Here is an 11,826-nt window from a genome sequence, read left to right on the forward strand (position 1 = left end):
CCCCCTTGCCGCCGCGCGGGACGCGCGCGAAACGCGGCCACGGGGCGCGACAGGTGCACTCATGCGGCGGCGTCGCTGCCCCGGCTTGGTCGATCAGGGTTTGAAATACCCCACTGCGCTCCCCTCGGAGGACGCCACGCAAAGCAGGTCGTACATGTATTGTGCCACCGATCGGAAGCAAACGACACGCGCCGCGCCCGGCGCCGTTAACCAAAAGGCACCCGGCACCTGGGCAAACCGCGTGCGGCGCATCTCGCCGGGACCGAATCGCTCGGGGTGCAGATCAACCGGCGCCAGCTTGGCCAACACTTCGCGCAGGGTTGCATCGTCGCCGTCCAGCGTGAACATCGCCCGTGCGTCGGATACGTTTTCGACAAGGTGATGACGGCCCGCCAGCGCCGCGCGCAGCCCGGCAACCATGTCATGCGCATCCTCGTAAGGGCACATGAGCAGCCATTCATCGGGCGACATCCAGGCAATGGCCCGTTTATCCGCCGCAACGATGGTGCGGGTATCGGGCAGATCCAGCCCGGTGGCCTGCTTCACCGCGTCGGCGAACCCGGCCTCCCCGGTCTGGCCGCGCAGGGTTATCATGCCCTGCAGGCCCGCCTCGGCGACCGTTACCAGACCCTTGTGCCACGTGCCGCGCAGCGCGCTTTGTGCCTCAGACATTCTGTTTCTCCCCGTCCTTGTCGAAGAAAACCGGCTCGACGATCCGGGCCTTGTGGGTGGTGCCATCGGTGCCCGGAAATTCCAGCACCTCGCCCATGCGGTCGGGGCCGTGCCTGACCAGGCCCATCGCGATGCCGCGTTTCAGCGTTGGCGAATAATAGGTCGAGGTGACGCGCCCCTGCATGTTGCGCTGACCGTTGGCATTGGTGCCCTCGGCCACCGCGTAGGCACCATCGGGCAGCACGCCGCCATCCAGTGTTTCCAGCCCGACCAATTGCCAACGGTCCGGGTCGGTCATGTGGCTGCGTTCCTGCGCGCGCTTGCCGATGAAATCGTCCTTTTTCTTCGAGATCGCCCAGTGCAGCCCCAGGTCTTGCGGGATGACGGTGCCATCGGTTTCGTCACCGATCATGATAAAGCCCTTTTCGGCCCGCATCACGTGCAACGCCTCGGTGCCGTAGGGCATGACGCCGAACTCTTCGCCCGCCGCCAGCAGCTTGTCCCACAACGCCCGGCCATAGGAGGCATCAACCGCGATTTCATACGACAGCTCGCCCGAGAACGAGATGCGGAAGACCCGCACCCCGATCCCCGCCAGGGTGCCATCGGCCCAGGCCATGAAAGGCAACGTCTCGCGCGACAGGTCCATGCCGCCCAGCTTTTCCAGAACCTTGCGCGCATTGGGGCCGACCACGCCGATCTGGGCGTATTGCTCGGTCACGTTGGCGACGTAAACCTGCCAGTCCCACCATTCGGTCTGCAGCCACTCCTCCATGTGGGCATGGATACGCTCGGCCCCGCCGGTGGTGGTGTGGCACAAGAAGGTCTCGTCATCGATCCGCGCCACCACGCCATCATCCATCAAGAAGCCGTTTTCGCTGCACATCAGGCCATAACGGCAGCGCCCCGGTTTCAGCGTGGACATCATGTTGGTGTAGAGCATATCCAGGAAACGCGCCGCATCCGGCCCCTTGACCACCAGTTTGCCCAGGGTAGAGGCATCGAGCAGCCCCAGCGAGTTGCGCGTCTGGGTGATCTCGCGCTCGACCGCCTGGGCGTGGCTCTCGCCGCCCTGCGGGTAGCAATAGGGCCTGCGCCAGTGGCCGACGGGTTCGAAATAGGCGCCCTGCGCCTCGTGCCAGTCCTGGATGGGCGTGCGGCGGATCGGCTGAAAGACCTTGCCGCGCGCCTCGCCCGCGATGGCGCCCATGGAAATCGGCGTGTAGGGCGGGCGAAAGGTGGTTGTCCCGGTTTGCGGGATGGGCTGCCCCAACGCATCCGACAGGATCGCCAGACCGTTGATATTGCTCAACTTGCCCTGGTCAGTGGCCATGCCCAGCGTGGTATAGCGCTTTGCGTGTTCGACGGATTCGAACCCTTCGCGCGCGGCCAGTTGCACATCGCTCACCTTGACGTCGTTCTGGAAATCCAGCCACGCCTTCATCCGCAGCTTGATATCCACGCCCTGCGGCATCAGCCAGACCGGCTCGATCGGCGCCTCGTCGGGGCCTGCCCCTTGCGGCGCGGCGGTCTTCGGCGGCGTGGCGCCCACGGCTTGCGCTGCGGCGCGGCCCGCTGCATCGGCATCGGCCAGCACGTCGCCCAGCCCCAGGTGGCCATTGGCACTGCCCGCCGGAATGACGAATGCCTCACCCGTCGCGCCGGTGGGCGGCGCGCTGGCACGCGGGCGGAACATGGACTGCGCGTCATCCCAATCCAGCTTGCCACCGCAATGCGACCACAGGTGCACGACCGGCGACCAGCCGCCCGACATGGCAACCGCGTCGCACTTGATCTCGTCCAGAACCGCGCCCTCGCCCGCCTGCGCGCAGATCGCCACGCCCTCGACGCGGCGGGTGCCCTTGACCTTGGCGATGCCCTTTCCGGTTTCAACCCGGATGCCAAGATCGCGCGCCTGCTGGGCCAGCGCGCCGCCGCCGCCCGCCCGCGCGTCGATGATGGCCGGAACCTCCAGCCCCATCTCCTTCATGGAGATCGCCGTGCGATAGGCATCGTCATTGTTGGTGACAACCACGGTGCGGTCGCCGATGGACACGCCGTAATTCACCGCGTAATCGCGCAGGGCACTTGCCAGAAGCACGCCGGGAACATCGTTGCCCGCAAAGCAAAGCGGCCGTTCGATGGCGCCGGTTGCCGTCACGATCTGCTTGCACCGCAAGCGCCACAGGCGGTGCCGCGGTCCGGGGGTGCCCGGTGCGTGGTCGCTCATCCGCTCATAGGCCAGCACGTAGCCATGATCGTAAACGCCCGCCCCCATCATGCGGGTGCGCAGCGCCACGTTCTTCATGCCGCGCAGCTCGGCCAGCGCGGCCTCGACGAACTCGGCCGCCGGTTTGCCGTCAACCTCGCCGCCATCCACCGGGGTGCGCCCGCCCCAATGGGCGGTCTGCTCGATCAGCAGCACCTGCGCGCCCGCGCGCCCGGCCGCCAGCGCCGCCTGCAGGCCCGCAATGCCGCCGCCGATCACCAGCACGTCGATATAGGCATAGAAATGTTCATAGGTGTCTTCATCGCGGCTATGGGCCTCGGGGGCGCGGCCCAGCCCCGCCGACTGCCGGATGAAGGGCTCGTAGACATGTTTCCAGAAGGCGCGCGGATACATGAACATCTTGTAGTAAAAGCCCGCGGGCAGGAAGCGGCTGAAATAGGTGTTCACCGCGCCGATATCGAATTCAAGGCTGGGCCAGTGGTTCTGGCTGGTGGCGGCCAACCCCTCGAACAGCTCGGTCGTGGTGGCGCGCTGGTTGGGCTCCAGCCGGTTGCCGGTGCCAAGGTTGACCAGCGCGTTGGGCTCTTCGGCGCCGCTTGCCACCACCCCGCGCGGGCGGTGATACTTGAACGACCGGCCCACCATCATCTTGCCATTGGCCAGCAGCGCCGAGGCCAGCGTATCGCCTGCGTGACCCGAAAGGCGCTCGCCGTTGAAGGTGAAATTCATCTTTTGCGCGCGGTTCACCAACCGCCCGCCCGTCGCAAGACGCGTGCTCATGCGAATTCTCTCCACGTCCAGCCCGGCCGCCGGGCCGAGATCTTGTCCTTGATGTCCTGCGGTGGCTCGGTGGTCTGGGCACTGTAGGTGCCGAACACTTCAAGCGTCTGGGTGCAGCGCGCCGCGTGAAACCACTTGCCGCAGCCATATACATGCCGCCAGCGCTCGAAATGCACGCCGCGCGGGTTTTCCTTGGCAAAGAGGTAGTCGTGAAACGCCTCGTCCGACGAGCCGGGCCCGGACCGCTTTATATGCGCCTCGCCCCCGCCGTGAAATTCCGTTTCTTCGCCTCTGACCCCGCAACAGGGGCATTCAAGGATCAACATGGCGCGCATCCTTCCGCGTATGGACCTCCCGCCCGAACGGCGGGGGCCGGACATGAAAAACGGGCCGACGCCAAAGAGCGCCGACCCGATCGGTTCGGTTCAAGGCAGGCTTGTGGGTTATTCGCCGGCAGGCATGGTGCCGGCAGAAGGCATCGTTGAGGTGCCCGAGGCAGAGCTTTCCGCCCCAGCCCCTGTGGCACCCTCGCCGCCGCCCGATTCTTCCGGGTTCGTGCCGAACGAGGCCAGCAGCATGATGAACCCCAGAATGACCACGACAACGAGAAGCCCGCCAAGGCCCCCCGATCCCGAGGAGATTTCGTGCGTGTCCTGCGTGCGGGTGTTGTAATCGAGATGTGACATGGTTCCTCCTCTCTTTCGGAATGAACCACACATGGCGCCCCTGCCCCCATGACGGAAGAATGAGCGGAAATCCCCGGTCGTTTTACGCCGTTTCCTGCAAATTCACCCTCGCGCGCCCGGCAATAGCCTGCCGATCCGGCGGTGATGCGGCCATTTCGAGGGGTCAGCATGTCACGCCTCCTAGATCATGGATATTTGTCGCCAGATTCGCGCAGCACAGGTCAGAGCCGGGTCGGGTACGGCCCGAGATCGCGCCCCGGCGCCTCTCGAAACGGCAGGCCATCAATGCGCCACCCCCGCCGCCACGCTCTCGTCGATGAATTTTCCCTCGCGGAAGCGATAGAGCGAAAACTCGTCGGTCAGCGGGGATTGTCCCTTTGCCATCAGCTCGGCCATGCCCCAGCCCGAGCCGGGGATCGCCTTGAAGCCGCCGGTGCCCCAGCCGCAGTTTATGAAACAGCCCTCAAGAGGGGTTTTCGACAAGATGGGGGAGCGGTCACCCGTCATGTCGACGATGCCGCCCCATTGGCGCAGCATTTTCAGCCGTGAAATCATCGGGAAGGTTTCGACCAGCGCGCGCACCGTTTCCTCGATATGGTGAAAGCTGCCGCGCTGGGTGTAGTTGTTGTACCCGTCCGCGCCGCCACCGATCACCATTTCGCCCTTGTCCGACTGGCTCATGTAGCCATGCACGGTGTTGGCCATCACCACCACGTCCATGCAAGGCTTGATCGGTTCCGATACCAGCGCCTGCAGCGCCACCGATTCGATGGGCAGCCGGAACCCGGCCATGTCCGCCACGACGCCGGAATGGCCCGCGACGACGATGCCCAGCTTGTCACAATCGATCGACCCCTTGGTGGTGTCGACGCCGGTGACCTTGCCGCCCGTTTGCCGGATGGACGTGACCTCGCATTGCTGGATCACGTCCATGCCCATGTCGGAACAGGCCCGCGCATAGCCCCAGGCGACCGCGTCGTGCCGGGCGGTGCCCGCGCGCGCCTGCCACAACGCGCCCAGCACCGGGTAGCGCGGGCCATCGAGGTTGATGATCGGCACCAGCTTCTTCACCTCGTCGGGCTGGATGAACCGCGTGTCCACCCCTTGCAGGGCATTGGCATGGGCCGTGCGCAGGTAGCCACGCACCTCGTGCTCGGTCTGGGCCAGCATCATCACGCCACGGGGCGAATACATGACGTTGTAATTCAGGTCCTGGCTCATCGTCTCGTAAAGCGAGCGCGCCTTTTCATAGATCGCCGCCGACGGATCTTGCAGGTAGTTCGAGCGGATGATGGTCGTGTTGCGGCCAGTGTTGCCGCCGCCCAGCCACCCCTTTTCCACGATCGCCACGTTGCGGATGCCGTGATTCTTGCCAAGGTAGTAGGCCGTGGCCAGCCCGTGCCCGCCCGCACCTATGATGATGACATCGTATTTCTTCTTGGGCGCGGGGCTTTTCCACGCGCGTTCCCACCCGGTGTGATAACGCGCGGCCTCGCGCGCGACGGCAAAGACGGAGTATCGTTTCATGCGGGTCCCATTCTGCTGGCGGCGGCCGAATCCAACACGGATGTCCTGTCGTGCTATCTGCCCCGTATCGCAGGCGTGGCGCTGTTTCGAAACGTCACAATGGCGCGCGCTTGCGACATGCGTCAGTTTACCCCTTTTGCCACGCGGCGCCCGTGTATACATCAGGCAGCAGCCGATGGAGGACATATGCTTTTCTGGATCATCTCGGGCGCGATGGCGCTGGCTGTCGCGGCGCTTCTGGCGCTGGCCCTTGTGCGCGGCCGACGCGCGACCGAGCACCCCGCCGCCTTTGACCTGCGTGTCTATCGCGACCAGTTGAAGGAAATCGAGCGCGACCTGGCCCGCGGCGTGATCGGCGAGGACGACGCCGAGCGTATCCGCGCCGAGGTGTCGCGCCGCATCCTGACCGCCGACGCGCAACTGCAGGCCGCCGATATCGGCGCCGACCAGCCCTCGGGGCTGTCGCGCGGCATGGCGGTGGGCACTGGCGCTGTGCTGGTTGCCGGCGCCATCGGCGTCTACTGGCAACTGGGCGCGCCCGGTTACGGCGACATGGGGCTACAACAGCGAATGGAAATCGCGCGCGACATGCGCGAGAACCGCCCCTCGCAATCCGAGGCCGAGGCGCAGGTGCCTCTGACCGAGATGCCGCAAGACGCCCCGCCCGAGTATCTCGACCTGGTCAAGCGTCTGCGCGCGGCTGTGGCCGAACGCCCCGCCGATCTTCAGGGGCAGACCCTGCTGGCCCGCAGCGAGGCCGCGCTTGGCAACTTCACCGCCGCCTCCAAGGCGCAAGAGGCCATCCTTTCCATCAAGGGCACCGAGGCAACCGCCAAGGATTACGCCGATTACGCCGACATGCTGGTGCTGGCCGCCGGCGGCTATGTCAGCCCCGAGGCCGAAACCGCCCTGCGCGCGGCCCTGGCCCGCGACCCCGGCAATGGAACGGCGCGCTATTACATGGGGCTGATGGCAGCGCAGACGGGCCGCCCCGACCAGGCTTTCCGCGTCTGGGAACAATTGCTGCAAGAAGGCCCGGCCGATGCCGCCTGGATCGCGCCCATCCGCGCCCAGATCGAGGAAATCGCCGCCCGCGCCGGGGCGAATTTCACGCTCCCGCCCGAGCAGCCCGCCCTGCCCGGCCCCACCGCCGAAGACATCGAGAACGCCGAACAGATGACCCCCGAAGAGCGCCAGCAGATGGTGCGTGGCATGGTGGACCGCCTGATGAACCGGATGGCCAACCAGGGCGGCACGGCGCAGGAATGGGCCCAGCTTATCGGCGCGCTGGGCGAGCTTGGCGATACAGCCCGCGCCGCGGCCATCTGGGCCGAGGCACAACAGGTCTTTGCCGGGCGCCCGCAGATGCTGGCCACGGTACGCGCCGCCGCCCTGCAGGCCGGCGTGGCCGAGGGCACGCCCGATGACCTGCGCGGCCCCACCGCCGAGGACATGGAAAACGCGGCGCAAATGCCCGAACAAGACCGCCAGGAGATGATCAGAACCATGGTCTCGGGCCTGGCCGAGCGGCTGAACGAAGACGGCGGCAGCCCGCAGGAATGGGCGCGCCTGATCAGCTCTTACGGGGTGCTGGGCGATGCCGAGGGCGCACAGGCGGCGGTTGAAACCGCCCGCGCGGCCTTTGCCGATGACGCCGCCGCGCTGGCCGTGATCGCCGATGCCGCCCGCGCCGCGGGGCTGTCGGAATGATCCATGACGCGGTTGAAGATTTCGCAACCGCGTTGCCCGCGGGGCGCGCCATCGCCGGGCTCGACCTGGGCGAGCGCACCATAGGCGTGGCCGTGTCCGACACGGTGTTGTCGGTCGCCACGCCGCTGGAAACCATTAGGCGCAAGAAATTCGGGGCCGACGCGGAAAAACTGCTGGCCATCCTCACTGCCCGCAATATCGGCGGTCTGGTGCTGGGCCTGCCGCGCAACATGGACGGCTCCGAAGGCCCGCGCTGCCAATCGACCCGCGCCTTTGCGCGCAACCTTTCGCGCCTCACCGACCTGCCCATCGGGTTCTGGGACGAACGGCTTTCCACCGTCGCGGCCGAACGCGCCCTGCTCGAGGCGGATACGACACGAAAACGTCGCGCCGAGGTTATCGACCACGTCGCCGCTTCCTATATCCTGCAAGGGGCGCTGGACCGCCTGGTGCATCTGAGGGCAGCAACATGACAGACGGAGTCTGGAAACGCGACGAGATCGAAAGCCCATGCGTCAAGATCTGCGTCATTCATCCGCAAGAGCGGATCTGCACCGGCTGCTACCGCAGTCTCGACGAGATCACGCAATGGTCACGCATGACCCCCGCCGAGCGCCGCGCGGTGATGGAGGCCCTGCCCGACCGTGCCCCGCGCCTGCAAAAACGCCGGGGCGGGCGTGCCGCGCGTCTGCGCCACGGCTGACGCGCGCACCGCCAGGGAAATCACTGCCGATCAGATCGTGTATCGCCAAGGCGATGGCGCGCGCCCGTCACCACCCCAGCGATTTGCGCAGCATGTTCAGCGCCACCAGGGTCAGGAATACCGCGAAAACCCGCTTCAGCGGCTTGGGGTCCATCGCGTGGGCCAGTTTCACCCCCAGCGGCGCGGTCATCAGCGTCATGGCGATCACCACCGCGAAGGCCGGGCCGTTGACCGCCCCCAGCGTAAAGGGCGGCGCATCCACCACGTCAAGAAACAGGAACCCCGCTACCGAGGGCACCGCGATGATCACGCCGAACCCTGCCGCCGTGGCAACCGCGCGGTGAATGGGCGTGTTGTAAAGGCTCATCAAGGGCACGCCAAAGCTGCCGCCCCCGATCCCCATCAACACCGACAAGAACCCCATCATCGGCGACAACACCGCGCGTGTCACGCCGCGCGGCATTTCCTGGCCCAAGCGCCAATGCGCCCGGCCAAGGCCAAGGTAGACCCCGATCACCAGGCCGAGAACGCCGAAAATGCCCTGCAACACGACCGAGCGCAGGCTGGATGCCACCAGCACCCCCAGCACCGCGCCGATGGCAATGCCAATGCCCCAGCCGCGCAGGATGTGCCAGTCAACCGCGCCCTTCTTGTTGTGGCTCAGAACCGAGCGGACGGATGTCACGATGATCGTCGCCAGCGAGGTCGCCAGGCAGACCTGCATCAGTTGCGGCCCGTCGTAACCGAGGGTCTGGAAGGCGTAGAAGAACGCCGGCACCAGGACGATCCCGCCTCCCACGCCCAAAAGCCCGGCCAGCACCCCGGCCGCGCCGCCGATCACGATCAGCAAAATCAGCATCTGGATCAAAAGCATCGTGTCGGGCATCTGGCTCTCCTGTGTTGCGCGCGAAACCGTTACACCGGGCGTTGAAGGAAGGCCAGAGGCGCCGCCAGCCTGCCGCGCGGTCCGGGGTCGCAACCGCGCGGATTCTGCATATTTACGGCGTCTGTAAATATAATCGGTGCGGAGCAGCCCGGACCGCGTCGACCTATTCGGCCGCCTGCGTGGCAGCCCCGGTGACGGCCGCCAGCGCCTCTTCCAGAACATCGAGGTCCGCGCCGCTACGCGTTGATTTTTCAGACAAAATTCGCTTCCACTGCCGCGCGCCGGGCTGGCCGTGGAACAGGCCCAGCATGTGCCGCGTGACTTGGTGCAGGCGCCCGCCACTTCGCAGATGCGCCTCGATATAGGGCATCATCGCGCTTGCAACTTCGGAACGATTGGCTGCAGGTGACTGTTTTTCATATATAATTTCATCTGCGCCATGAAGGATATCCCAAGGCTGATGATAGGCCGCACGCCCGACCATCACGCCATCCAGCCCCGAGTCGAGCAACGCGGCGGCCTGCTCAAGGCTGTCGACCCCGCCATTGATCGAGATATGGAGGTTCGGAAACAGCTGTTTCATCTCTTGAACCAACGTGTAATCAAGAGGCGGTATGTCCCTGTTTTCCTTGGGCGAAAGCCCCTGAAGCCACGCTTTTCGGGCGTGGATCGTCACCCTTTCGCACCCGGCGGCCACGATCTGGGCCAGGAACTCGGGCAGAACCTCGCGCGGGGTCTGGTCGTCGACGCCGATGCGGCATTTCACCGTCACATCAATATCCACGGCGTCGCGCATAGCGCGTACGCAACGGGCCACAAGTGACGGATTTTTCATCAAAATCGCGCCGAACGTGCCCGATTGCACCCGGTCGCTGGGGCAGCCGCAATTCAGGTTGATCTCGTCATAGCCCGCCGCTTGCCCCATCCGCGCCGCCTGTGCCAGCTCGGCCGGGTCCGCGCCACCCAATTGCAGCGCAACCGGGTGTTCTTTTTCATTGAAATCAAGCAGATGCAACGCGTTTCCCCGCACCAGCGCCGGCGCCGTCACCATCTCGGTGTAAAGCAACGCCTGCTCGCTGATCAGACGATGGAAATACCGGCAATGCCGGTCCGTCCAATCCATCATGGGTGCCACGGATAAGCGGGCCGCCCGCTGGACGTCCGATTTCCCTTGTTTTATTGGCGTTCCTCGATCGGACATCGTTTCCGTTTTCCTTGATTTGGGGGCTGTTTGCCTCTTTTCCCGGGGGTGGTGCAACACAATGTTGTAACGCTCTCGAATTGTTGCACTGCAAACAGCAGGTTTTCATGGTCTTTCTCTCTGGTAGACAAACCGGAAAGGACCGCCCGAGACGACATATCATCGAACGGCCCGTCGAACCGGGCATTGGTTGCGCAAGCCCAGTTCTTTAACCACCGAGTGCGCTAAACTTCGAATATTATCGCGTCAAATCAGTGCCTTGAAGAACAAAGATGCATGAGCTGATTGACGGGAGGGACAGGACGCGCCGCGCGAAATTTGCCTTGACCACTTTCAACACAAAAAATTCCAATTACCTTCAAAACAGTACCAAGGAGGTTGGCTTTGACGACACATGAAACGAAGCTCCCACCGATTGACCCGACACGCGCTGCCACCATCGAGGAATTCGGTGGCGAAATTACCGCTCTCGATCCCATCGGCGTGCAGGTTTCGGGGATAGATCTGTCCTCGCAGGACGCACCACCGTCGGAGGTTGTCGACGTCCTGGAACGCGAGATGGCGGAACGCGGCTTTCTCGTTTTCAAGAACGAGAAACAACTGGACGCCGAGGACTTCCTGCGCGCCAGCTGTCTTTGGGGCGGCAAGGAATTGCACAGCACGCATGGCGTTCACCCCGAAACGCCTGGTGGAAATCCCCATATCTTCCGCCTGTCCAACGACGAGCGCCACGGCATTCCCGATGTCGGGCCGCAATGGCACAACGATGGCAGTTTCCTGCCGGCCACGTTTTCCCATTCGGGCTATCACATCATTCGGCCGGCCGAGAATGGCGGCGGCACGCATTTCGCGCACCAGGGCCTTGCCTACGAGGCGCTGCCAGAGGATCGACAGGAACGTTGGGGCCGCCTGTCCTCGGTGAACTCCGCGTCGGGTGTCGTGCATCCGCTGGTGCATGAACATCCCCTGTCCGGGCAGAAGTGTATCTGGCTGCATCTGGGCATGACTGGCGCCGTCCTCGAAAAACTGCCGGGTCAGGATGGCTTTCGCCTGCTTCACGCCGACGAATTGAAGCAGCTCTGCCACGAATATAACGACATCCTGAATGCCGGGCTGACGCACGGATATGCCATGGCCTATGAGTACAGCGAAAACGATTGTGTCTTTATCGACAATCTGGCCGTCGCGCATCGTGCGGCACCCGAAGCGCACATGCCCGTAGAAAAACAGGGCCTGCGGATCATGCATCGCAGCACCGTGAAGGGCGTGCAAAACCTTGCCCCCGGCTTCGGACTGCCACTCCATGTGAATATCGACGGCCCCAATCCGGCTGGTGAGGGCGTCTGGCAAGGGGGCGGTGTCGGCTTCCGTTGGGAAGAAGGTATTCCCATGCGAAACTGACCACCCATTCACACGCTTGTCGCGTGGACG

10 protein-coding genes and 1 pseudogene are annotated in these 11,826 nt (G+C 64.6%); 4 read left to right on the forward strand and 7 right to left on the reverse strand.

Translation table 11 applies throughout. The features are described from left to right. Positions 1 to 93 precede the first annotated feature (93 nt). The 5 genes from M8744_RS03680 to M8744_RS03700 form a co-directional block, all read right to left on the reverse strand. Positions 94 to 672, reverse strand: coding sequence for a sarcosine oxidase subunit gamma (locus M8744_RS03680; RefSeq protein ID WP_251409576.1), 579 nt, complete (start codon positions 670 to 672; stop codon positions 94 to 96). Further along, complete coding sequence (locus M8744_RS03685) at positions 665 to 3,682, reverse strand: sarcosine oxidase subunit alpha family protein (protein ID WP_251409579.1); 3,018 nt, start codon at positions 3,680 to 3,682, stop codon at positions 665 to 667. Before M8744_RS03685 ends, M8744_RS03680 begins: the two co-directional genes overlap by 8 nt. Further along, positions 3,679 to 4,008 (reverse strand): sarcosine oxidase subunit delta, encoded by a 330-nt coding sequence (locus tag M8744_RS03690; RefSeq protein WP_251409582.1) that lies wholly within the window; start codon positions 4,006 to 4,008, stop codon positions 3,679 to 3,681. Before M8744_RS03690 ends, M8744_RS03685 begins: the two co-directional genes overlap by 4 nt. Before the next feature lie 117 nt (positions 4,009 to 4,125). Further along, a complete protein-coding gene (locus M8744_RS03695; protein WP_251409585.1) occupies positions 4,126 to 4,368 on the reverse strand; it encodes a hypothetical protein in 243 nt (80 codons plus the stop codon). Between the two features lie 282 nt (positions 4,369 to 4,650). Continuing rightward, positions 4,651 to 5,895, reverse strand: coding sequence for a sarcosine oxidase subunit beta family protein (locus M8744_RS03700; RefSeq protein ID WP_251409587.1), 1,245 nt, complete (start codon positions 5,893 to 5,895; stop codon positions 4,651 to 4,653). A 186-nt stretch (positions 5,896 to 6,081) separates the two neighbouring features. On the opposite strand from M8744_RS03700, the pseudogene ccmI reads away from it, so the two are divergent. The 3 genes and pseudogenes from ccmI to M8744_RS03715 all read left to right on the forward strand — a co-directional run. Further along, a pseudogene (gene ccmI, locus M8744_RS03705) lies at positions 6,082 to 7,308 on the forward strand (c-type cytochrome biogenesis protein CcmI); the annotation flags it as partial. Positions 7,309 to 7,601: 293 nt separating this feature from the next. Then, positions 7,602 to 8,078, forward strand: coding sequence for a Holliday junction resolvase RuvX (ruvX, locus tag M8744_RS03710; protein WP_251409590.1), 477 nt, complete (start codon positions 7,602 to 7,604; stop codon positions 8,076 to 8,078). Beyond that, positions 8,075 to 8,308, forward strand: coding sequence for a DUF1289 domain-containing protein (locus tag M8744_RS03715; RefSeq protein ID WP_251409593.1), 234 nt, complete (start codon positions 8,075 to 8,077; stop codon positions 8,306 to 8,308). The genes ruvX and M8744_RS03715 overlap by 4 nt, the downstream gene beginning before the upstream one ends. A gap of 67 nt (positions 8,309 to 8,375) precedes the next feature. On the opposite strand, the gene M8744_RS03720 is transcribed toward M8744_RS03715, so the two are convergent. Both M8744_RS03720 and dusA read right to left on the reverse strand, forming a co-directional pair. Further along, positions 8,376 to 9,194, reverse strand: coding sequence for a sulfite exporter TauE/SafE family protein (locus M8744_RS03720; protein ID WP_251409596.1), 819 nt, complete (start codon positions 9,192 to 9,194; stop codon positions 8,376 to 8,378). 163 nt (positions 9,195 to 9,357) lie between these two features. After that, entirely contained in the window at positions 9,358 to 10,395 is a 1,038-nt protein-coding gene (gene dusA, locus M8744_RS03725; RefSeq protein WP_256474042.1) for a tRNA dihydrouridine(20/20a) synthase DusA, read from the reverse strand. Positions 10,396 to 10,779: 384 nt separating this feature from the next. Here dusA and M8744_RS03730 point away from each other — a divergent pair, with 384 nt between their 5' ends. Continuing rightward, a complete protein-coding gene (locus M8744_RS03730; RefSeq protein ID WP_251409602.1) occupies positions 10,780 to 11,796 on the forward strand; it encodes a TauD/TfdA dioxygenase family protein in 1,017 nt (338 codons plus the stop codon). Positions 11,797 to 11,826: the final 30 nt, after the last annotated feature.

This window comes from Lutimaribacter degradans, from assembly GCF_023703375.1.
Classification (GTDB): domain Bacteria; phylum Pseudomonadota; class Alphaproteobacteria; order Rhodobacterales; family Rhodobacteraceae; genus Lutimaribacter; species Lutimaribacter degradans.